Annotated in this window: 18 protein-coding genes; 10 read left to right on the forward strand and 8 right to left on the reverse strand. The window is 73.7% G+C overall.

Annotated features, from left to right (window positions below; genetic code table 11):
• Positions 1-974 precede the first annotated feature (974 nt).
• Complete coding sequence (locus PVK74_RS29710; protein WP_274477700.1) at positions 975-1,976, forward strand: NAD-dependent epimerase/dehydratase family protein; 1,002 nt, start codon at positions 975-977, stop codon at positions 1,974-1,976.
• A gap of 51 nt (positions 1,977-2,027) precedes the next feature.
• Here the strand turns inward: PVK74_RS29710 and PVK74_RS29715 are convergent, their stop codons facing one another.
• A complete protein-coding gene (locus tag PVK74_RS29715; protein WP_030501785.1) occupies positions 2,028-3,002 on the reverse strand; it encodes an Acg family FMN-binding oxidoreductase in 975 nt (324 codons plus the stop codon).
• Between the two features lie 186 nt (positions 3,003-3,188).
• Between PVK74_RS29715 and PVK74_RS29720 the strand changes: the two genes are divergently transcribed.
• A complete protein-coding gene (locus tag PVK74_RS29720) occupies positions 3,189-3,827 on the forward strand; it encodes a response regulator (protein ID WP_013284884.1) in 639 nt (212 codons plus the stop codon).
• Positions 3,828-3,834: 7 nt separating this feature from the next.
• Here PVK74_RS29720 and PVK74_RS29725 read toward each other — a convergent pair whose 3' ends face one another.
• Entirely contained in the window at positions 3,835-5,502 is a 1,668-nt protein-coding gene (locus PVK74_RS29725) for a sensor histidine kinase (protein WP_176722880.1), read from the reverse strand.
• Between the two features lie 93 nt (positions 5,503-5,595).
• Positions 5,596-6,606: an Acg family FMN-binding oxidoreductase gene (locus PVK74_RS29730; protein WP_064447203.1), complete on the reverse strand. Its 1,011-nt coding sequence runs from the start codon at positions 6,604-6,606 to the stop codon at positions 5,596-5,598.
• Between the two features lie 118 nt (positions 6,607-6,724).
• On the opposite strand from PVK74_RS29730, the gene PVK74_RS29735 reads away from it, so the two are divergent.
• The gene (locus PVK74_RS29735) at positions 6,725-9,073 is read left to right on the forward strand and encodes a heavy metal translocating P-type ATPase (RefSeq protein ID WP_338020352.1); all 2,349 of its coding nucleotides are present in this window, start codon (positions 6,725-6,727) and stop codon (positions 9,071-9,073) included.
• Between the two features lie 6 nt (positions 9,074-9,079).
• Here the strand turns inward: PVK74_RS29735 and PVK74_RS29745 are convergent, their stop codons facing one another.
• The 4 genes from PVK74_RS29745 to PVK74_RS29760 all read right to left on the reverse strand — a co-directional run bounded on the left by PVK74_RS29745 (position 9,080) and on the right by PVK74_RS29760 (position 14,185).
• Positions 9,080-9,943 (reverse strand): universal stress protein, encoded by an 864-nt coding sequence (locus PVK74_RS29745; protein ID WP_274477701.1) that lies wholly within the window; start codon positions 9,941-9,943, stop codon positions 9,080-9,082.
• Positions 9,940-12,342: a phosphoketolase family protein gene (locus tag PVK74_RS29750; protein ID WP_274477702.1), complete on the reverse strand. Its 2,403-nt coding sequence runs from the start codon at positions 12,340-12,342 to the stop codon at positions 9,940-9,942. Before PVK74_RS29750 ends, PVK74_RS29745 begins: the two co-directional genes overlap by 4 nt.
• 128 nt (positions 12,343-12,470) lie before the next feature.
• The gene (locus PVK74_RS29755; RefSeq protein WP_064447207.1) at positions 12,471-13,301 is read right to left on the reverse strand and encodes a universal stress protein; all 831 of its coding nucleotides are present in this window, start codon (positions 13,299-13,301) and stop codon (positions 12,471-12,473) included.
• 83 nt (positions 13,302-13,384) lie between these two features.
• On the reverse strand, positions 13,385-14,185 hold the full coding sequence (locus PVK74_RS29760) for a PP2C family protein-serine/threonine phosphatase (protein WP_274477703.1): 801 nt from the start codon (positions 14,183-14,185) through the stop codon (positions 13,385-13,387).
• A 97-nt stretch (positions 14,186-14,282) separates the two neighbouring features.
• Between PVK74_RS29760 and PVK74_RS29765 the strand changes: the two genes are divergently transcribed.
• The 6 genes from PVK74_RS29765 to PVK74_RS29790 all read left to right on the forward strand — a co-directional run bounded on the left by PVK74_RS29765 (position 14,283) and on the right by PVK74_RS29790 (position 19,557).
• The gene (locus PVK74_RS29765; protein WP_043325563.1) at positions 14,283-14,519 is read left to right on the forward strand and encodes an HTH domain-containing protein; all 237 of its coding nucleotides are present in this window, start codon (positions 14,283-14,285) and stop codon (positions 14,517-14,519) included.
• Positions 14,519-15,094 carry a Clp protease N-terminal domain-containing protein gene (locus PVK74_RS29770; RefSeq protein ID WP_274477704.1) on the forward strand — a complete coding sequence of 192 codons (576 nt, stop codon included), beginning with the start codon at positions 14,519-14,521 and terminating at the stop codon, positions 15,092-15,094. The genes PVK74_RS29765 and PVK74_RS29770 overlap by 1 nt, the downstream gene beginning before the upstream one ends.
• Positions 15,095-15,185: 91 nt before the next feature.
• Positions 15,186-16,193 (forward strand): diacylglycerol/lipid kinase family protein, encoded by a 1,008-nt coding sequence (locus PVK74_RS29775; protein ID WP_274477705.1) that lies wholly within the window; start codon positions 15,186-15,188, stop codon positions 16,191-16,193.
• Positions 16,186-17,187: a YihY/virulence factor BrkB family protein gene (locus tag PVK74_RS29780; RefSeq protein WP_043325557.1), complete on the forward strand. Its 1,002-nt coding sequence runs from the start codon at positions 16,186-16,188 to the stop codon at positions 17,185-17,187. The genes PVK74_RS29775 and PVK74_RS29780 overlap by 8 nt, the downstream gene beginning before the upstream one ends.
• A gap of 77 nt (positions 17,188-17,264) precedes the next feature.
• Positions 17,265-18,755 carry a phosphatase PAP2 family protein gene (locus PVK74_RS29785; RefSeq protein ID WP_274477706.1) on the forward strand — a complete coding sequence of 497 codons (1,491 nt, stop codon included), beginning with the start codon at positions 17,265-17,267 and terminating at the stop codon, positions 18,753-18,755.
• A gap of 4 nt (positions 18,756-18,759) precedes the next feature.
• A complete protein-coding gene (locus tag PVK74_RS29790; RefSeq protein WP_274477707.1) occupies positions 18,760-19,557 on the forward strand; it encodes an endonuclease/exonuclease/phosphatase family protein in 798 nt (265 codons plus the stop codon).
• A gap of 229 nt (positions 19,558-19,786) precedes the next feature.
• Here the strand turns inward: PVK74_RS29790 and PVK74_RS29795 are convergent, their stop codons facing one another.
• Positions 19,787-20,749, reverse strand: a complete 963-nt coding sequence (locus PVK74_RS29795; protein WP_043325553.1) for a TIGR03557 family F420-dependent LLM class oxidoreductase — start codon at positions 20,747-20,749, stop codon at positions 19,787-19,789.
• Positions 20,750-21,042: 293 nt separating this feature from the next.
• Between PVK74_RS29795 and PVK74_RS29800 the strand changes: the two genes are divergently transcribed.
• Complete coding sequence (locus PVK74_RS29800; RefSeq protein WP_274477708.1) at positions 21,043-22,431, forward strand: cellulase family glycosylhydrolase; 1,389 nt, start codon at positions 21,043-21,045, stop codon at positions 22,429-22,431.
• Positions 22,432-22,436 lie beyond the last annotated feature (5 nt).

A 22,436-nucleotide genomic window follows, 5' to 3' on the forward strand; every position in this document is an offset into this window, starting at 1 on the left:
GCGCTCAAGAAAGTCTCAAGGGGATCCCGGCTGCTCGCGGGGCGGGGGCCTCTACGCGGCGCCGGAAGGATGTCCAACGACCTGCGACCCGGCATCATTCCCGGGCCAGCTCACGCTGTCGGGGGTGCGGCGCGGGGCTCACGTCGTCGGAACCAGGCTCAACGACCCGCAGGCCGTGTTCCCTCAGCCGACCGCTCGGGGGCGGTCCTGCTCGGTCGTTCACCCGGTTACAACGCCCCGCACCCGCCCACGATTCCGCCACCAGAGTGCCGCCCACCACCCCCGAACCCGACACCCCGCCCACCACCGACCAGACACACCCACCCCACCCGGCACCTCGCTCTGCACAGGTGATCAAGGAGTTTGCGGCCCTTTCCGGCACCCACGAGCACACAAACTCCTTGATCACCGCGATCTTGGAGTTGTGGCGCCTCACGAACGATGTCAAGCCAGGCATCCTGGGCACCACAACTCCAAGATCGAACAAGCCCTCCCCAGGCACCCCGCCATCGGTTGATCATGAGGTTGGCGGCGACAAACCGGACACCAAGTGCCGTCAACTTCATGATCGACGCCCTTGGGGCGGCTCGCGCGGGGCGGGGCGGGGCCGGATCGGACCGAAGGGCGGCGTAGTACCGCGTCGATCTTGCAGGTGCAGCCCTTCGGATGCCCCCGTTTGCGCGTTATGCGGGATACCGAAGTGCAAGATCGCGGAGGACTGGGGCGAGGGCTGTTTGAGAGGGCTCGGAAACCGCCGTGGTCTTGGGCGGGTGCGCCGATCTTGGAGTTGTGGTGCTTTGCGAAGGGTGTCAACCGGGCATACTGGGCACCATTACTCCAAGATCGGCGGACAAAGACATGCGCCGCCGCCCCGTCCGGGCCGAGCTGCCCTCGGACCGGGTTCTGCCGCTGGCAGATCCGCTCACCGTGAACAAGGGGCGCCATGGCCGGCGGGCGGCGGCAGGCTGGGACGCATGCGACTGCTGATGCTGGGTGGTACGGGCTTTGTCGGTGGTGCCGTGGTGGCCGAGGCGGTACGCCGCGACTGGGAGGTGACAGTGTTCAACCGGGGCGTACACGGGCAGGCGCCGCCCGGCGTACACCGGTTGCGGGGTGACCGGACGGCGCCGGACGGGCTGGCCGCGCTGGCCGGCGGCGAGTGGGATCTGGTGGTGGACACCTGGGACGGCGCGCCCCGGGCGGTCCGGGACGCGGCGTCGGCGCTCGTCGGCGCGGTGCCGCACTACGTCTACGTGTCCAGCGGCTCGGTGTACGCGCCACCCGTCGAGCTCGGCACCGGCGAGGAGGCGCCTACGGTGGCGGCGGACCCGGACGCCGACGACGGCGACTACCCGGAGAACAAGGCGGGCGGGGAACTCGCCGCCACGCGGGTGTTCGGTGACCGGGCGCTGCTCGTGCGCGCCGGGCTGATCCTCGGGCCGGGGGAGGACATCGGGCGGCTGCCGTGGTGGCTGAACCGGATCGCCCGGGGCGGGGACGTGCTGGCGCCCGGGCCGCGTGACCTGCCGATCCAGTACGTGGACGTCCGCGACCTGGCGACCTGGCTGCTGGACCGGGGGGCCGAGGGCGTCGGCGGGGCGTACAACGTGATCGGTCGAACCGGGCACGCGACGATGGGTGAGCTGCTCGACGCGGCGGTGGCGGCGACCGGGTCGGGCGCGACGCTGCGGTGGACGCCGCCGGAGCCGATCCTGGCGGCCGGGGTGGTGCCGTGGAACGACCTGCCGGTCTGGGTGCCGCGGGGGCACGAGTACCGGTGGTTGCAGGAGCGGAACGTCGAGCGGGCGTACGCGGCGGGGCTGGTGTGCCGGCCGGTGACCGAGACGGTCGCCGACACCTGGCGGTGGCTGCGCGAGGTGGGGCAGGTGCCGGCCCGGGCGGGGCGGCCCACACGCGCGCCGGTCGGCCTGGCGCCGGAGCGGGAGGCCACCCTGCTGGCCTCGCTCCCGGCCTGAACCGGCACAGAAGGGGCCGTGCGGCCGGCCTGACCCGCGGAGGGGTTCGGGTCAGGCCGGCACGACCGGCAGGTCGAGCACTTCCTCGACCGGGCGACGCGGGGTGGCGCGGCCCGGCTGGCCGTACCCGATCCGCATCACCATCTGCGGGGTGCCGAACCGGCCCAGCGACATCCGCAGCGCCTCCCGGGCGGCCGGCACCTCGATCGGCTGGGACAGCATCGACGCGCTGAGCCCGGCGTCGGTGGCGGTGAGCAGCACCCGCTGCAACGCCTGCCCGGCGAGGATCTGGTCGGCGGAGGTGTTGCCGGCCGAGCCGAGCACCGCGACGAGCGGCTCCGGCTCGAAGTCGCGGCCGGGGGCGCGGTTGCGGCCGCCGAAGCCGCGCTGGGGAAGCAGGTCCTGCGGCTCGCTCTGCGGTCCGCCGGCACCGGAGGGCACGCCGTCCGGGGCCGGCTCGGAGCGGATCCACTCGGCCCGCTCGGCCACGTACGCGGGGTCGCGTTCCAGCACCCGGTGGGCGCTGCGGGCGACCTCGGCGACCGCGTTCACCGCGCTGGTGCCGATCACCAGCTCCAGCCAGCACTGCTCGGCGCGGGCCGCCTCGCCGAGCCGCCAGCGGGCCTCGGCCGGCACCGGGTCCGGCCAGAACGGCGCGCGGTTGCTGAACCGGCGGCTGATCGCCCCGTACAGGCTCTGCTCGGTCGGGGTGGGGCGGCGCGGCACGTCCGGCACGAGCCGGGCCACGACGTCCGGGTCGGAGGGGTACGGGCGCAGCCGCACCGTGGCCGGGGTGCCCGCCACGGCGAGCGCGAGCCGCAGGTTGAACAGCGCCGCGCCGGCCGCCATGCGCGCGCCCCAGCCGGTCGGGTCGGTGGCGGGCAGGCCGCGCAGCGGGTCGACGGACACCTCGATGCCGCCGTCGACCACCCGGAACCGCCACGGCTGGGTGTTGTGCAGCGACGGCGCCCGGACCGCGTCGGCGACCGCGGCCCGCAGGTCCGCGGTGGTGTATTCGGTCGTCATGGTGGTGCTCCCTCTCGTGCGGCGCCGGCTCCCCCGTCCGGTACACCACTACGGTGCGTCAGCGGGCGGCGCGGTGAGCAGGGCCGGAGGTCCCCACCTGGGCCCGGCCGTCGGTCCCGGCCGGCGCGTGCAGGACGGGACTTTCGACCCGTGCTACTGACGCGGGAAAGCGGGTAGAAAGGACTGATGATCCGGGTGTTCCTGCTCGACGACCACGAGGTCGTCCGTCGTGGCCTTGCCGACCTGCTGCAGAGCAGCGGCGACATCGAGGTGGTCGGCGAGTCCGGCCTGGCCCAGGAGGCGGCGCGCCGCATCCCCGCGCTGCGCCCCGACGTGGCGATCCTCGACGCCCGGCTGCCCGACGGCAACGGCATCGACGTGTGCCGGGACGTCCGCGCCGTGGACTCCTCGATCAAGGGGTTGATCCTCACCTCGTACGAGGACGACGAGGCGCTGTTCGCGGCGATCATGGCGGGCGCCGCCGGGTACGTGCTCAAGCAGATCCGCGGCACCGACCTGGTGGACGCGGTCCGCCGGGTGGCGGCCGGGCAGTCCCTGCTCGACCCGGCGATCACCACCCGCGTGCTGGAGCGCATCCGCAGCGGCGTGGAGCAGCCCCGGGAGCTGAAGTCGCTCACCGAGCAGGAGCGGCGGATCCTGGAGTACGTGGCGGAGGGGCTCACCAACCGGGAGATCGCCGGGAAGATGTTCCTGGCCGAGAAGACGGTGAAGAACTACGTCTCCAGCGTGCTGGCGAAGCTCGGTCTGGAGCGGCGCACCCAGGCGGCGGTGCTGGCGACCCGGTTGCTCGGCAAGAACACCTGACGCCGCCTCAGCCGAGCGGGACGCTCCAGCGCACCTCGGTGCCGCGCGGCTCGGCCCGGCGCAGCGAGAACTCGCCGCCCAGCCGCTCGGCCCGCTCCCGCAGGTTGACCAGCCCGCTGCGGGCCGCCTCCGGGTCGCAGCCGATCCCGTCGTCGGTGACGGTGATCTCGACCCGGCCGGAGTCGACGCGTACGCGCACCGACACGCGGTCGGCCTGCGCGTGGCGTACCGCGTTGGACAGCGCCTCGCGCAGCACGGCGGTGAGTTCTCCGCGCAGCTCGTCCGGCACGGCGCTGTCGATCGGGCCGACCAGCTCCAGGTCGGGCCGGTAGCCGAGCGACTCGGCGGCCACTTCGATGGCCTCGCGGATCTCGGTGCGCAGCGCCGCGCTCATCGGGGTACGCAGCTCGAAGATGGTGCGGCGGATGTCGCGGATGGTGGCGTCCAGGTCGTCGACCGCCTGGTTGATCCGCTTGGCAGCCTCGGGGCGGGCGTTCATCGCGCCGCTCTGCAGTTGCAGGCCGGTGGCGAACAGCCGCTGGATCACCACGTCGTGCAGATCGCGGGCGATGCGTTCGCGGTCCTCCAGGACCACCAGCAGTTCCCGCTCCTCCTGCCCGCGGGCCCGTTCCATGGCCAGCGCGGCCTGCCCGGCGAAGCTGGCCAGCAGCGCGAGGTCGTCGTCGGCGGCGGGGCCGTGGTCGGGCCGGTAGCCGATCACCAGGACGCCGTGCAGCGTGTCGGCGGCGGCGAGGGGGGAGACCACTGCCGGGCCGGCGACCACGGGCCGGGGCCAGGGCGCCGCGGCGGCCAGGTTCTCCACCTGGTCGTGCCGGCCCGACGTGGCGGACGCGGCGAAACTGGTCTCGGCGGCCGGCAGCACCGCGCCGACCAGTTCCCGGGTGACCGGGTCGGCGCCGTCGACCACCTCGACGGTGAACTGCGCCTCGTCCTCGTCGTAGAGCAGCACCAGGGCCAGCTCGGCCTCGGCGACCTCGCGGGCGCGGCGGGCCACCAGGGTCAGCGCGTCGGTGCGGCGTACCTCGCCGAGCAGCACCGAGGTGATCTCGGCGGCGGCGGCGAGCCAGCGTTCGCGCCGGTGCGCCAGCGCGTAGAGGCGGGCGTTCTCGATCGCCACGCCGGCCGCGGCGGCCAGCGCCACCACGATCTCCTCGTCGTCCTCGGTGAACTCGGCGGCGCCCTGCTTCTCGGCCAGGTAGAGGTTGCCCCAGACGTGGTCGCGGATGCGCACCGGCACGCCGAGGAAGCTGTGCATCGGCGGGTGGTGCGGCGGGAAGCCGTACGAGTTGGGGTGCTTGGTGATGTCCGGCATGCGTACCGGCTTCGGCTCGTCGATGAGCAGGCCCAGCACGCCGCGGCCGTGCGGCAGCTCGCCGATCTTCGCGTGCAGCTCGGGGCTGATGCCGTGGACGATGAAGTCGTGCAGCATCCGGTCGGGGCCGATCACGCCCAGCGCGCCGTAGCGGGCGCCGGCCAGCTCGCACGCCGACTGCACGATCCGCTGCAGCGTGCTGCGCAGGTCGAGGTCGGAACCGATGCCGACGACGGCGTCCAGCAGCGCCCGGAGCCGCTCGCGGCTGGTCACCACCTCGCCGACGCGGTCGAGCATCTCCTGGAGCAGTTCGTCCAGGCGGACGCGGGACAGCGGGGTCAGCCCGAGCGACGGCGCGACGTGCTCGTGCTGGGGCTGGGGTGCGGCGGCCACCGGGCGATGGTATCGCCCGGCGGCCGCCCTGATCGAGACCGGTCAGGTGAGCCGGTCGCGGACCGCCGAGGTGTCGACGGTCTGCGCGACGTCCAGCCGGGGGGTGTGCGGCGGGCCGGCGTGGTTCGGGTCGGCCACACCCAGCCGCATGCTGATGTACGGGAACCCCAGGCCGGCGAGCATCTGCCGTAGCACCTCACGGGTGCCCTCGACCTCCACCACGCCGGACAGCGGCACCAGCGACACCCCGTGCCGGGTGGCGGTGAGCCAGGCGGCGGAAAGCGCCTCACCGGCGCGCAGCCAGCTCATCAGCTCGTCGTCGGCGCCCCAGAGGATCCCGTACACGGCGGTCTTGTCGTGGCCGGGGCCGATCGGCAGCGATCCGGCGCGGCCGAAGTCGCGGGCCGGAACGGTCGTCTGGGGGGCCTGCTCGGGCAGCACCTCCGGCGGCAGCCCGGTGCCGGTGCCGGCCCGGCTGGTCCAGTACGCCAGTTCCTCGCGCAGTTCCGGGCTGTCCGCCTCGACGGCGGCGGCCTGCTGGGCGGCGCTGGCGAGCTGGATCTTCTGGGTGTCGTCGAGCAGTTGCAGGTTCACGCCTTCGCGGGTGGCGGCCCGGTCGATGTCATCGAGCGCGGCGGTCGGGATCGGCTCGTCGCTGACCGGACGCCGGTCGGTGTGCCGGACCTGCATGCACTGCACGACGCGCATGGCGTCGGGGTCGGCTCCGGTGTGCTTCAGACTGGTGATCCTGGCCAGCAGGTCGGGTTCGGCCGGGTCGGGCAGCCGCTCCACCACCGGGGTCCAGCCCTCGGCGGCCAGCGCCACCCGGGCGTGGTGCAGCGCGGCGCCGCAGCTCACCACCAGCAGGTGACCCTCCGGGTCCATGGCGCTGAGGTGCCGTTCGCGTACCACCCGCAGCTCCAGCGCGTCGGGCAGGACCGTCCAGTGCCACGGCTGCGTGTTGTGCACCGAGGGAGCGTGGCCGGCCATTCCGGCGGCCTCCGCGAGCGCGGTGGTCAACGGGCGATCGCCGGCCGGCGTCTCGTGGCTCATCGTCACGACCTTTCCTGTTTTCCCCATCGTGCCCCACGCCCGGGTGGGGACGCCGTTCCATCCCCCGGATTACCCGTGTCGGCCCGCCCGCCCCACGTCCGACTGAGACGATCCACACGTGGGAAGCGAACCACGCGAGTGCGTACCCGAGCAGCCGGCCCGTGCCCGGCGGTGGGCGTGGGCCGAGTGGGCGCCGCTGGTGCTGCTCACCGCGGCCGTGCTGGCCGGGGCGGCGCTGTGGTTCGCGGGCGCGCACGACGCCGCCCGGCTGGTCTGGGCGGCGGTCACGGTGGTCGCGCTCGTCCCGGCCGCCTGGACCACGCTGCGCCAGCTCTGGCTGCGGCAGTTCGGCGTGGACGTCATCGCGGTGCTGGCGCTGCTCGGCGCGCTGCTGGTGCGGGAGTTCCTGGCCGGCGCCGTGATCGCGGTGATGGTCGCGACCGGGCGGGCGCTGGAGGAGTACGCCCAGCGCCGCGCCACCCGTGACCTGCGGGCGCTGCTGGAACGCGCGCCGCGGCAGGCGCGGCGGCGGACCCCGGACGGCGGGATCGAGGTGGTGCCGCTGGACCGCGTCGAGGTGGGGGACCGCCTCGTGGTCGGGCCGGGCGACGTGGTGCCTGTCGACGGCGTGGTCGAGGAGGCGGCCACGCTCGACGAGTCGGTGGTCACCGGCGAGTCGCAGCTGGTCACCCGCGCGGCGGGCGACGAGGTCGCCAGCGGGGTGGTCAACGCGGGCGCCGGGTTCGGGCTGCGGGCCCGCCGCAACGCGGCGGAGAGCACCTACGCCGGCATCGTCCGCCTGGCCGGCGAGGCCACCGCCCGCAAGGCGCCGATGGTACGGCTCGCCGACCGGTACGCCGCCGCGTTCGTGCCGTTCACGCTGGTGCTGGCGGGGCTGGCATGGCTGCTGTCCGGCGAGTTCACCAGGGCGGTGGCGGTGCTCGTGGTGGCCACCCCGTGCCCGCTGCTGCTGGCGACCCCGATCGCCGTGGTGTCCGGCCTGTCCCGGGTGGCCCGGCGCGGCGTGCTGGTGCGTGACGGTGGCTCGCTGGAGCAGCTCGGCCGCGCTCGTACGCTGCTGCTGGACAAGACCGGGACGCTCACCGCCGGGCGGCCCCGCGCGGCCGAGGTGGTGGTGGCGCCGGGCGGCGACCGGGACGAGGTGCTGCGCCTGGCCGCCTCGGTCGAGCAGCTCTCCCCGCACGTGCTGGCCGCCGCGCTGGTCCGGCAGGCCCGCGAGCGCGGGCTGCCGCTGGCTGAGCCGACCGATGTCACCGAGGAGCCGGGGCACGGCGTGAGCGGGCGCGTCGACGGGCGGACGGTGCACGTCGGGCAGTTCGCGGGCGAGCCGCCGGAGTGGGCGGGCCGGCTCGGTGAGCGCGCCGAACGGGCCGGGCGCTCCGCGGTCTGGGTCAGCGACGACCACGGCCCGCTGGGCGCGATCCTGCTGGAGGACCCGGTGCGCCCGGACGCCCGGCGGACCGTGCGGCGGCTGCGCGAGGCGGGCCTGACCCGGCTGGTCATGGTGACCGGCGACCGTCCGGGCACGGCCCGCCAGGTGGCGCAGATCGTGGGGGTGGACGACGTGATCGCGCGCTGCTCGCCGCAGGAGAAGGCCGAGCGGGTACGCGAGGAGTCGGCGCACGCGGTCACGGTGATGGTCGGCGACGGCGTGAACGACGCGCCCGCGCTGGCCGAGGCGCACGTCGGGGTGGCGATGGGAGCGACCGGGGCGACCGCCTCGGCCGACGTGGCCGACGCGGTGCTCACCGTGGACCGCCTGGACCGGCTCGCGGACGCCGTCGAGATCGCCCGGTACGCCCGCCGCATCGCGGTGCAGAGCGCCACCGTCGGGATGGGCCTGGCGGTGCTGGCGATGCTGGTGGCGGCCGCGGGCCGGCTGCCCCCGGTGGCCGGCGCGTTCCTGCAGGAGGGCATCGACGTCCTGGTGATCCTCAATGCGCTGCGCGCGCTCGGCGGTGGCCTGCGGCGGCGGGACCTGCCCCCGCACACGGCGGAGCTGATCGACAGGTACGCGGGCGAGCACGGTGGCATCCGGGACGTGCTGGCCCGGCTGCGGGACACCGCCGACATGGTGGCGACCCGACCGGACGACCCGGCGTGCCTGCCGGCGCTGCGGGAGGTGCACCGGCGTCTGGTCGACGAGGTGCTGCCGCACGAGGCGGCCGAGGACCGGCAGCTGTACCCGGCGCTGGCCGGGCCGCTCGGCGGCGACGAGGCGACCTCCACGATGAGCCGGGCGCACGTGGAGATCGTGCGGCTGGTGGAGCGGATCGGCGGGCATCTCACGGCGCAGCCGGACGGGCGGCTGCGCCGTGACGAGGTGCCCGACCTGCTCGCCGCGCTCTACGGCCTGGACGCGGTGCTGCGCCTGCACCTGGCGCAGGAGGAGGAGGACTACTTCTCGCTCAACCCGGAGGAGGGCTCCACCGCGTCCGGCCGCTGAGGGTGGTCAGCGCTCGCGTACCACGGCGACCGGGCAGTGCGAGTGCTGGATGAGCTGCTGGCTGACCGAGCCGAGCAGCATGCCGCGCAACCCGCCCCGGCCCCGGCTGCCGACCACCACGAGCTGCGCCGACCGGCTCGCCTCCACCAGCAGCGCCGACGGGCTGCCGGGGACGGCCTCGACCTCCACCGGCACGTCGGGGAAGCTCTCCCGCCAGGTGGCCAGCTCCGCCTCGGCGGCGGCCCGCTCGGCGGCGGCGGTCTCCTCCGGGTCGAAGCCCGGCGGCACCCACCTGTCGCCGGGCGGCTCCCAGGCCCGCAGCACCCGCAGCGGCACGTCCCGCTGGGCGGCCCGCTCGACGGCGAAGCCGAGCGCCCGCAGCGCCGTCTCCGAGCCGTCCGAGCCGACCACCACCGGCCCGGACGTGGCGGCCTGACCGTCGCGGACCACCACCACCGGGCAGTGGGCGTGCGCTGTCACCGAGACCGCTGTGGAGCCGGCGAGCAGCCCGCCGAAGCCGCCGTGGCCGCGGCTGCCGAGCACCAGCATCCCGGCCTCGGCGGACCGTTCCTGCAGCACCAGCGCGGGCGGGCCGTCGAACACCTCGCCGTGCACGGTGAGGCCGGGCCGGTCGGCGGCGGCGTCCGCCGCCGCCTTGCGGACCAGTTCCTCGACCTGCCGGCGGGCGGCCTCGTCCGGCCACACCCCCGGGGCCACCCCGGGACCGATCCAGCCGGTCACCGTCAACCACTCGAAGACGTACGCCAGCCGCACCGGCCGGCCCGAGCGGCCCGCCTCGTCCAGCGCCCAGTTCAGGGCGACAGCCGCGTCAGGGGAGCCGTCGTAGCCGACGAGGATCTCCTCGTTCATTCGCCACTCCTTACCGCCGGATCGTTCTCGCGGACCCAGCGCCACTCGGCGACGCGGGGGTCGTCCTCGCCGTAGCGCCGGGTGTAGTCGCGGCAGGACTGGCGGGCGTCCACCATGTCCTGACGCAGGTGCGCGGCCCGCGACCGCAGCCCCGGTACCCGGTCGATCACGTCGATGACCAGGTGGAAGCGGTCCAGGTCGTTGAGCATCACCATGTCGAACGGCGTCGTGGTGGTGCCCTCCTCCTTGTAGCCGCGTACGTGCAGGTTCTCGTGGTTGGTCCGGCGGTAGGTGAGCCGGTGGATCAGCCACGGGTAGCCGTGGTAGGCGAAGATGACCGGCCTGTCGCGGGTGAAGATGGTGTCGAACTCGTTGTCCGGCAGGCCGTGCGGGTGCTCCGACGGCGGTTGCAGGCGCATCAGGTCGACCACGTTGACCACCCGCACCTTCAGGTCCGGCAGGTGCCGGCGCAGCAGGTCGACAGCGGCGAGCGTCTCCAGCGTCGGCACGTCGCCGGCGCAGGCGAGCACCACGTCCGGCTCGACGCCGTCGTCGGTGCTGGCCCAGTCCCAGATGCCCAGGCCGCGGCGGCAGTGCTGGATCGCCTCGTCCATGGTCAGCCAGTTCGGCGCGGGCTGCTTGCCGGCCACCACCACGTTGATGTACTGCCGGCTGCGCAGACAGTGGTCCATGGTGGACAGGAGCGTGTTGCCGTCCGGCGGCAGGTAGACGCGGACCACCTCGGCCTTCTTGTTCATCACGTGGTCGATGAAGCCCGGGTCCTGGTGCGAGAAGCCGTTGTGGTCCTGCCGCCACACGTGGCTGGACAGCAGGTAGTTCAGCGAGGCCACCGGCTCCCGCCACGGGATGTCCCGGGTCACCTTCAGCCACTTGGCGTGCTGGTTGACCATCGAGTCGACGATGTGGATGAACGCCTCGTAGCTGGTGAAGATGCCGTGCCGGCCGGTCAGCAGGTAGCCCTCCAGCCAGCCCTGGCACAGGTGCTCGGAGAGCACCTCCATCACCCGGCCGTCGGGGGAGAGATGGTCGTCACCGGGCACCTCCGCGCCGATGAACGCGCGGCCGGTCACCTCGAACGCCGCGCCGAGCCGGTTCGAGGCGACCTCGTCCGGGCCGAACAGGCGGAACGTCTCCGGGTTACACGCGATCACGTCGCGGACCCAGGGGCCGAGCACACCGGTCGCGCCGGCCATCGGCTCGCCCGGCGTCGGCACGTCGACCGCGTAGTCGCGGAAGTCGGGCAGCTCCAGGTCGCGCAGCAGCCGGCCGCCGTTGGCCACCGGGTTCGCGCTCATCCGGCGGTCACCCGTCGGCGGCAGGTCGGCCACCTCGGCGACCGGGCTGCCGGTGGCGTCGAACAGCTCCTCCGGACGGTAGCTGCGCAGCCAGCGCTCCAGCTCGGCCAGGTGCTCCGGGTTGTCCCGGACGCCGGAGATCGGCACCTGGTGGGCGCGGAACGTGCCCTCGACCTGCTTGCCGTCGACCCGGGACGGCCCGGTCCAGCCCTTCGGCGTACGCAGGACGATCATCGGCCAGCGCGGGCGTTCCACGCGCTCACCGGAGCGGGCGCGGCGCTGGATCTCGCCGATCTCGTCGACCGCCCGGTCCAGCGTGGCGGCGAGCGACTGGTGCACTGCCGCCGGGTCGTCGCCCTCCACCACGTACGGCTGGTAGCCGAAGCCGCGCATCATGTCGCGCAGATCCGCACGGGGGATCCGGTCCAGCACGGTCGGGTTGGCGATCTTGTAGCCGTTGAGGTGCAGGATCGGCAGCACCGCGCCGTCGCGGGCCGGGTTGAGGAACACGTTCGACAGCCAGCTCCCGGCCAGCGGGCCGGTCTCCGCCTCGCCGTCGCCGATCACGCAGGCCACCAGCAGGTCCGGGTTGTCGAACGCGGCGCCGTACGCGTGGCTCAGCGCGTACCCCAGCTCGCCGCCCTCGTGGATCGAACCCGGCACCTCCGGCGCCACGTGGCTCGGGATCCCGCCCGGGAAGGAGAACTGGCGGAACAGCCGCTGCATGCCGGTCTCGTCGCGGGGGATGTGGTGGTACAGCTCGCTGTAGGTGCCCTCCAGCCAGGTGTTCGCGACCAGCGCCGGGCCGCCGTGGCCGGGACCGGTGACGAAGATGGCGGACAGGTCCCGGTCGACGATGACCCGGTTGAGGTGCGTGTAGAGCAGGTTGAGCCCGGGGCTGGTGCCCCAGTGGCCCAGCAGGCGCGGCTTGACGTGCTCGGGTCTGAGCGGTTCGCGCAGCAGCGGATTGTCGAGCAGGTAGATCTGGCCGACGGTCAGGTAGTTCGCCGCCCGCCAGTAGGCGTCCAGCCGGCGCAACTCGTCCTCGGTCAGGGGGCTGTGCAGGTTCACCGCGGTGTCCATGCTGCCTTAGCCTCTCGTGGCTCGGGATCTGCTGCCACTCGGGGACCACGTCTTCTTCCCCGGCGGGTTCAGCTTCGCCCCGGTCCGGGGCCGCCGGTCAGGGCCGTAGGTCCCGCCTCGGGTGGGCGTCACGATCCGTCCCCGGCGCCCGTGTCGAGTCCCCGTACGACGATCAGCGGGGCCGGCGAATGGTAGAGCAGGGACTGGCTGACCGCGCCCAGAGTCGACCGTACCGGCCCGTCGCCCCGGGCGGCGACGACTGCCAGCTGCGCCGCGCGGGAGCGGTCGAGCAGGACGGATGTCGGCTCACCGTGGACGGTGAGGCAGTCGGTGGTGACCCGGGGGTGCCGGACGGCGTGCCGGTTCACCGCCTCCTCCAGCAGCCCGTCGTCGCCGTCGCCGCACCCGGGCTCGATCACCCGGACGGCGAGCAGGCGGGCGCCGCGGCTCTCCGCGCAGTCGAAGGCGTACCCGAGTGCGGCGCGGGAGCTGGCCGACCCGTCGAAGCCGACGACCAACGGTCCGGGCGGGGCCGGCTCGGCGCGGCCGACCAGCACCGGGCAGCCCGCCCGGGCGGCCACCTCCACGGCCGGCGTGTCGGTGGGTACCGAGTGCGGGCGGGTCGACATGCCGCCGTCACCGAGCGCGATCAGGAACGCGGTGTCGGCGGCCCGCAACAACGCCTCGACGGGTGAGCCCTCGACGATCTCGCCGCTGACCGGCACCTCCGGCGCGCACTCGGAGGCTGCCTGCCCGGCGGCCTCCAGCAGGTTCTCCGCGTCCGTGCGGCTGCCGCCCGCCGGGGCGGGCCCGGGCGTCGCGGCCCAGTTGAACGCGTGCAGCAGATGCAGCGGCCGGTGGTGGGCGGCGGCCTCGGCGGCGGCGGTGCGGACCACCGCCAGATCCTCCGCCGACCGGCCCACGCCGACCACCACCGAACCGTGGCTGGGTGCGGCCACCCCGGCTCACCTCCCGACCCCGCTTTTCACTCACCGTAGTCGCGGGACCGGGTGCGCCGGACCGGGTCGGCGGAAACCGGCGGTCAGCGCGGGGCGGGCAGGGCGGGGTGGACGCGCAGCACGACGACTGTGGCGTTGTCCTCGCCGCCCTCGTCGAGGCTGGCGGCGAGCAGGGCCTCGGCGGTGCGCGCCGGGTCGCGCCGGGCGGCGAGCAGGTCGCGCAGCCGGTGGTAGCCGAGCTGGTCGCTGACCCCGTCGGTGCACAGCAGCCAGGTGTCGCCCCGGCGCAGCGGCACGGCGAGCAGGTCCGGCTCGGGCCGGTCCGGGTGTCCGACGTAGCGCAGCAGCTGGTAGCGGGCCCGGGCCGCCTCCGGCGAGTCCGGCGGCCACCAGCCGTGCAGCAGACCCAGCCAGGCCATGGTGTGGTCGACCGTCACCAGCTCCAGCAGCCCGTCGCGCAGCCGGTACGCCCGCGAGTCGCCGAGCTGGACCAGCCAGCCCTGGTCGCCGTCGGGCTGGACGACGAGCGCGGTGAGCGTGCATCCGGTCAGGCCGGGCTGCGCCGCTCCGGCCTGGCGTACCCGCCGTTGGGTTTCGGCGACGGCGGCGCGCAGCCCGGCGGGGCCGACGGCGGGCCAGTCGGCGCGGACCCGCGCCACGAACGTCTCGGCGGCGGTGGTGCCGGCGATCCGGCTGCCCTCGCCGTCGCCCATGCCGTCGCAGACCACCGCCAGCGGCAGCTCCGGGTCGACGTGCAGCACGTCGTAGTTCTCCGGGTAGCGGTGCCCGACGACGCTGCCCCCGGCGATCTCCAGGGTGAGGCGGCCGGCGGTGAGCCGGCGCGCGGGCTCGACCGGCCGGTCCAGCGGACGGCGGCGGAACACCAGCGGACCGTAGCACCGCCGCGGGCCGCGGGTGGCAGGCCACGACGGGTGTCAACCAGGGTTGACACCCGTCGTGCTGTCAACCTACATTGACACCATGAGTCAGGCGACGGAACTCGCGGCGGCGGCCGGCAGCACCGACCCCAAGGTCGGCCTGCGTGCCGTGCTCGCCCTGCGCCGGCTGCTGGAGCGGCTGGAGGTGATCCAGGTGGACAACGCCCGGCGACAGGGCTGGTCCTGGCAGGAGATCGCCGACGCCCTCGAGGTCAGCCGGCAGGCGGTCCACAAGAAGCACGCCGGGCGACCGGCGGTACGCGACAGCTGGGAGGCGTGATGTTCGAACGATTCACCGACCGGGCCCGTGCCGTGGTGCACCACGCGGTCGACGAGGCCCGCACCGAGGGACGGCGGCCGGTCGGCACCGAGCACCTGCTGCTGGGCGTGCTCGCCGACCGCGACAACCTTGCGGTACGGCTGCTCGCGGCCGGTGGCGTCGAGGCCGACGCCCTGCGCGCCGCGGTGGCCCGCCACACCGCGCAGGGCGTGGACGGGCTCGGCGCGGCGGACGCCGCGGCACTGCGCGAGATCGGCATCGACCTCGCCGCGATAGTGGCCCGGATCGAGGAGTCCTTCGGCCCGGACGCGCTGCGTGAGGCGACCCCGCGCCCGCGCCGGTGGTGGCGTCGCGGGACGCACCACGGCACCTTCTCGCCCCGCGCCAAGAAGGTGCTGGAGCTGTCGCTGCGCGAGGCGCTGCGGCTGCGCCACCGGCACATCGGCACCGAACACATCCTGCTCGGCCTGCTGCGCGAGGGCGACGGCCTGGCCGCCGCGGTGCTCACCGAGGCCGGGGTGGACATCGACGACCTGCGACGCCGCATCGACACGGCGCTGCGCGAGGCCGCCTGACCCGTACCCGGTTTTCAAACCTGTTTGCGGTCATCGCAACGTCCCGCTGCGCCGGGTCGCCGTCACGCCCCGTGTCCTGCACACTGACGCCGTGGACGGTGCAGACGACAAGCGCCCGGTGAACGCGGAGAACCGCACCCCGCGCTCGGCAGTGGTGGTCAACCCGGTGAAGGTGGCCGACCTGGACGAGTTCCGCCGGACCGTGGAGGGCGCGCTCGCCGCCGCCGGCTGGCCGGCCCCGACCTGGTACGAGACGACAGTCGAGGACCCGGGCCGCGGGCAGACGGAAGAGGCGGTGAAGGCGGGCGCGGAGGTCGTCTTCGCCTGCGGCGGCGACGGCACGGTGATGGCGTGCGTGACCGCGCTGGCCGGCACCGACGTGGCGCTGGCGGTGCTGCCCCAGGGCACCGGAAACCTCCTCGCCGCCAACCTCGGCCTCTCGAACGACCTGGCCGCCGGGCTCCAGGTCGCCGTCGAACGCGGGATGCGCCGCCTCGACGTCGGCGTGGTCGGCGACCAGTGCTTCGCGGTGATGGCCGGGATGGGCTTCGACGCCCAGATGCTCGACTCCACCTCCGAGACCACCAAGAAGCGGATCGGCTGGCCGGCGTACCTGATGGGCGCCGCCCGCCACCTGCGCGACCGGCCGATGCGGGTCTCGGTGCGCATCGACGGCCGCCCGCCGCTGCGCCGCCGGGCCCGGTCGGTCCTGGTCGCCAACGTCGGGCGCCTGCAGGGCGGGGTACGCCTGCTCACCGACGCCGAGCCGGACGACGGCTGGCTCGACGTGGCGGTGCTGACACCGCGCGCGCTGCGTCACTGGCTCGCCATGGGCTGGGCGGTGCTGCGCCGCCGCGACAGCGTGCCCCGGATGGAGGTGTTCCGGGCCCGCTCGGTCGAGATCACCAGCACCCGGGCGCAGCCCCGGCAGCTCGACGGCGACCTGATCGAGCCGGGCCGCTCGCTGAAGGCCACCATCCGCCCCGAGTCGCTCTGGCTCTGCGTACCGCGCCCCGAGGAGCACCCCGACCTGGCGGTGGACGCCGACGCGGTCGGCGAGCGCGGCGAGCACCTGGTCGAGGAGGCCCGCCGTGAGTAGCACCAAGCTGGTCCCCGAGACCCGGTTGATGACCGAGAACGAGCTGTCCGCCGACGACGCCTGGCACACGCTGCGCCGGCACGGCGGCTGGTGCCTGCTGCGGGACGCGTTCGTCCGGTTCCGCTACGGCGACGGATTCAGCCACTCCCGGGCGCTGGGGTTGCAGCTCTGCCTGGCGGTGGTGCCGTTCCTGATCGCGCTCACCGGCCTGATCACCGACCTGGGGGTGGACGAGGGCGGCAAGGTCGTCGCGGACACCGTACTGGCCATCACGCCCGGCCAGAGCGAGGCGATGGTGCAGGACCTGCTGACCGACAGCGAGCGCAGCGAGGACGCCGGCGAGCTGGCGCTGACCCTCGGCCTGCTCACCGGGCTGGTCGCGCTGACCACCACGATGGCGCAGATCGAGCGGGGCGCGAACCGGATCTACGGCGTCGAGCGGGACCGCCCGGCCCTGGCCAAGTACCTGCGCGCCACGGTCCTCGCGGTGGTCGCCGGCGTACCCGCGCTGGCCGGCTTCCTCATCCTGGTCGGCGGCCGGGCGATGGGCGAGTCGGTACGGCGGCACTACGAGTGGGGCGACGCCGCGATGGCCGGATGGGACGTGATCCGCTGGCCGCTGAGCCTCGGCCTGACGGTGATCGCCGTCGCGGTGCTGTTCCGGCACGCGCCGCGACGCCGCCAGCCCGGCCTGTCCTGGCTCGTCTTCGGCGCGGCCATCGCCATCGCGATCTGGTGGCTGGCCAGCCTGCTGCTGGCCGCCTACGTGAAGTACAGCGGCGGATTCGGCCAGACCTACGGCGCGTTGACCGGCATGATGGCGCTGTTGCTCTGGGCCAACCTCACCGGCATGGCGCTCTTCGGCGGGCTGGCCTTCGCCGCCCAGCTGGAGGCGATGCGCATCGGCGTGGAGGAGCCGGCCCAGCCGGATCTGTGGCAGCCGGAGGCGCACCGCGAGGACCTGTTCGACACCGGTGAGATGACCTCGCTCTGACGCCGCGCCGGTCCGGCGTGTACGGGACACGCCGATCGGGTACAGCGCGCCTCGCAGAGGAACGAGGGAGGTGCGGTGTGACCGCGGTCAAGGAAGCCGGGCGCCGGCCGCTGGGCCATTTCGCCGAGCGGAGTCTGGCGGGCCTGCTCGCCGTGGCCGGCGCGGGAGTCGGGTTCGGGCTGCTCCTGATGCTCGTGCGGTTCCGCTGGAGCCCGCTGCGCGACGCCGATCATGCGGCGGCCGAGTGGTTCAACGGCCTGGTGGCGCCGCACGGCCCGCTGGTCACAGTGCTCCAGGCGATCACCGACCTGGGCGGCCGGCCGGTGCTGATCTGGCTGGTCACCATCGCGGTGGTGGGTCTGCTGATCCGCCGCCAGTCCCGGCTGGCGGTCTACCTGATCGTCACCGGCGCGGGCGGGCTGATCCTCGACCCGTCGCTCAAGGCGCTCGTCGGCCGGCTGCGCCCGGTGGTGGACGTGCCGATCGCCAACGCTCCCGGCAACAGCTTCCCCAGCGGGCACGCGCTCGGCTCGTTCGTCGCGTACGGGGCGCTGCTGCTGGTGTTCCTGCCGGCCATGTCGCCGCGCTGGCGCAAGCCCGCCATCGCCGTCGCCGCCGTGCTGGTCTTCCTGGTCGGGCTGACCCGGATCGCGCTGGGCGTGCACTTCGTGTCCGACGTGATCGGCGGCTGGCTGCTCGGCGCGGCCTGGCTGGGCGTCACCGCGTACGCCTTCCGGTTGTGGCGGCGCGAGCGCGGCCGGCCGGTGCCGCCGCTGCGCGAGGGCCTGGAACCGGAGGCGGGCGACGAGCTGGCGCTCGCGCCGGACGAGGAGAAGGTGCTGGAGCACCCCCGCTCCGCGGTGGCCGAGCTGCTGGTCGGCTGGGTGCTCGTCTTCGGCGCGCTCTACGCGTTCGGCATGTTCGTCAGCTACCACGCCAAGGGCACGTTCTTCGACACGCTCGACACGAAGGTGCCGCGCTGGTTCGCCGAGCGGCACACCGACGCGCTCACCGACCTGAGCTGGTGGTGGAGCAAGTTCGGCGACACCCACGCCATCCTGCTGGTGTCGCTGGTGTTCTGCCCGATCGTGCTGGCCGTGTGGCGGCGCTGGCGGCCGGTGCTGTACGTGGTGCTGGCGATGTTCGGCGAGCTGAGCCTCTTCCTGGCCAGCGCCCGGGTGGTGGACCGGCCCCGGCCGCCGGTGGAGAACCTGGACGGGCAGATGCCCACCTCGTCGTTCCCGTCCGGGCACATCGCGGCCACCATCTGCCTCTGGGCGGCCATGGCGGTCATCGTGTTCCCGCGTACCGACAGGTGGTGGCGGTGGCTGTTCGTGGGAATGGCCGTGCTGATGCCGGTCGGCGTGGCCACCTCGCGGATGTACCGGGGCATGCACCACCCGACCGATTTCATGGGCGCGATCCTGCTCGGCGCGCTCTGGCTGTCGCTGCTGTACTGGGTGATCAAGCCGAACGCCGACGTGTACGAGGGCAACCAGCCGGCGATCGAGTCCGAACAGGTGGACGAGCTGGACGACGAGCTGGCCAAGGCCGCGCGGCCGGACTGAGCCGATGCTGCGGGTGATGACCTGGAACATCCGGACCGGCGGGCGGGACGCGGGCGGCGCCGACCGCCGGGACCGGATCGTCTCGGTCGTCACCGCGCAGCGCCCCGACGTGCTGGCGTTGCAGGAGCTGCGCGGCATGGACGCCACGCTGGGCGGGCTGGCCGACCGGCTCGGGATGGCGGCGTACCTGGCCCGGTCCTGTCTCGGCCAGCCGGTGGCGGTGCTGGTCCGCCCGCCGCTGCGGGTGCTGCGCGCAGGCCGGGTCCGCCGCCCGTTCCACCACGCCGCCGCCCGGGTGCAGGTCGCCACCGGCGCGGGACCGCTGACCGTGCTGAGCACGCACCTGTACCCCTACTCGGGTGGGCGGCGGCGGATGGAGGCGGACTGGCTCGCCGCCGCGCTGCGGCGGACCGGGGGAGAGCTGGCGCTGCTGGCCGGGGACCTGAACACGCTGGAGCCCACCGTCGACCACACCGCCCGGCTGGCCGGGCTGGCCACTCCGTACCGGCGGCGGCACCTGCGCCGCGACGGCCGTACCGTGGACACCCGCGCGGTGGCCCGGCTGCTCGACGCCGGGCTGGTGGACCTGTGGCCGCGCTCCGGCGGCGACGAGCCCGGCGGCCGGACCGTGCCGACCCGGCACGGCGGCGCCGAGTTCGCCGGGATGCGGCTGGACTATCTGCTCGCCACCCCGGTGCTGGCCGACCGGGTACGCGCGGTGCGGGTGGTCCGCGACGGTGACGCCGACTCGGCGTCGGACCACTATCCGGTGCTGGCCGAGGTGGACCTCACGGCCGGCTGAACGACGCGCCAGCCCAGACCGAAGGCGTACGTGGGCCGGGGGCGCAGCCACCCCGTTCTGGTGTCGCCGCCGAGCGCGCCGGGCCGGGTGCTACAGGACCAGGTTGAGCAGCACGGTGAGCACCACCGAGGCGACGATCGAGAAGAGGATCATCAGCAGGCAGCCGAGCCCGCCCCCGGCGGGCCGGATCTCGGTGTTCCCGATACGCATGGCGTCAACTCCTCAGCGGTCACAGCTCCCGCAGCCGGGGCAGCAGCTCCTCCTGGGCCCAGTCGAGGAACATCGGCTGGGTGTCGCCGCCCACCTGGACCAGCGCGACGTGGGTGAAGCCCGCCTCGACGAACTTCTTGAACGCCTCCACGTGCCGGTCGGTGTCCGGGCCGCAGGAGATGCCCTCGGCCACGTCCTCCTCGCGGACGAACCGGGTGGCCGCCTCGAACGACTCCGGGCCGGGCAGGTCGGCGTTGACCTTCCAGCCCAGGCCGAACCAGCGGAACTGGTCGTGCACGATCTTGCGGCACTCGTCCTCGTCCGGGCCGTAGCAGATGGCCACCTGCCCGTAGCGGGGGCGGCCCGCGCCACCGGCCTCCTCGTACATGTCGATCAGGTGCGACAGCGGGTCGGTGGCGATCATCGCGTCGGCGTACTCGGCGGCGAGCGTGGCCGACTGTCGCCCGGACGCGGCCACCGCCATCGGCACCGGCCGGTCCGGGCGGTCCCAGACGTACGCGTCGGGCACGTCGAAGTGGTTGCCGGAGAACGTCAGCGTCTCGCCGTTGAGCAGCGGCCGGATGATCTGCAACGCCTCCTCGAACATCTCGTGCCGCTGCTGCACGTGCGGCCATCCGCCCACCACGTGCTCGTTGAGGTTCTCCCCGGCGCCGAGGCCCAGCGTGAAGCGGCCGTCCGAGAGCACCCCGATGGTGCTGGCCTTCTGCGCCACCACGGCCGGGTGGTACCGCCGGATCGGGCAGGTCACGAACGACATCAGCTCGGCCCGGCTGGTGGCGTGCGCGACCGCGCCGAGCACCGACCAGGCGTACGGGGAGTGGCCCTGGGACTCCAGCCAGGGGTAGTAGTGGTCGGACATGACCAGGTGGTCGAAGCCGGCGGCCTCGGCGCGTACGGCGTGGTCGACGAGTTCCTTCGGGCCGGCCTGCTCGCACATGAGGGTGTAACCGACGTTGACCATGGCACGTCTCCTTCCCGGGCGGATCGTCCCCGGATACCCCGCCCGGCGCGGGTCAACCCTGCTGTCCGCTTTCGCATTCGTCTCTTAACCGGTTCAGTTCATGCGGCGCGCCAAGCGGTGTCGCCTCCCGGCCGATCCTGCTTAACCGGTTGCCTCACGCCTTCCATCGTCCTACGCTGATGCCTGCGTCCGTTCGGGAACCGGGCGGCGGCTACCGGGCTCAGTCGCCACCACCCTCTCACCGTCACCGCACCCCCGCTCGGGCACGGGGGATCCTTCCCCTGAGGACAGCCATGAAGAAACTGCTCTCCGTCGCGGGCGCCGCCCTGCTGACGGCCCTCGCCGCCGTCTTCGCCCTCGGGCAGCCGGCCCAGGCGGCCACCGGCTTCTCCGTCTCCAACGGGCGTCTCTACGACGCCAACGGTGTCGAGTTCGTCATGCGTGGCGTCAACCACGCGCACACCTGGTACCCGCAGCAGACCAGCTCGTTCGCCAACATCAAGGCGCTCGGCGCGAACACCGTCCGGGTGGTGCTGTCCAGCGGCGACCGCTGGACGAAGAACAGCGCCGCCGACGTGGCCAACGTGATCTCCCTGTGCAAGGGCAACCGGATGATCTGCGTGCTGGAGGTGCACGACACCACCGGGTACGGCGAGGACGGCGCCGCCACCACGCTGGCCAAGGCCACCGACTACTGGCTGAGCATCGCCGACGTGCTCAAGGGCCAGGAGAGGTACGTCATCGTCAACATCGGCAACGAGCCGTTCGGCAACCAGGGCTACAGCGCCTGGATTACCGACACGTCGAACGCGATCAAGCGGCTGCGCGCCGCCGGCCTGACCCACACGATCATGGTGGACGCGCCGAACTGGGGCCAGGACTGGTCGTTCACCATGCGCGACAACGCCGGCACCGTGTTCGCCGCCGATCCGCAGCGCAACACCGTCTTCTCCATCCACATGTACGGCGTGTTCGACACCGCCGCCGAGATCAGCGACTACCTGGGCCGCTTCCGTACCGCCGGGCTGCCCATCGTGGTCGGCGAGTTCGGGTTCAACCACTCCGACGGCAACCCGGACGAGGACGCCATCATGGCGTACGCCCAGGCCAACGGCATCGGCTACCTCGGCTGGTCGTGGAGCGGCAACGGCGGCGGCGTGGAGTACCTGGACATGACCACGTCGTTCAACCCGGCCCAGCTCACCAGCTGGGGGCAGCGCATCTTCAACGGCGCCAACGGCATCGCCGCCACCTCCCGTGAGGCGTCGGTGTACGCGAGCACCACCCCGACCGCCAGCCCGACGGTCAGCCCCACCGCGAGCCCGACGACCAGCCCGACCGTCAGCCCGACCCCGCCGCCGCCCACCACGCCCCCGCCGTCCAGTGGCTGCACCGCCACCTACACCGTCGCGAACTCGTGGCAGGGCGGCTTCCAGGGCGAGGTCAAGGTGACCGCCGGAGCGGCCGCGATCACCGGCTGGACGGTGCGCTGGACGTACGCCAACGGCCAGTCCGTCACCCAGGCGTGGAACGCGAGCGTCAGCAACAGCGGGTCGGCGTACACCGCCCGCAACGTCGACTACAACGGCCGCCTCGGCGCGGGCGCGAGCACCACCTTCGGCTTCATCGGCAGCTGGCAGGGCACGAATTCCACCCCCGCGGTGACCTGCACCTCCGCCTGACCCTC

The organism is Micromonospora chalcea (assembly GCF_028768405.1).
In the GTDB taxonomy this organism is placed as follows: Bacteria; Actinomycetota; Actinomycetes; order Mycobacteriales; family Micromonosporaceae; genus Micromonospora; species Micromonospora chalcea.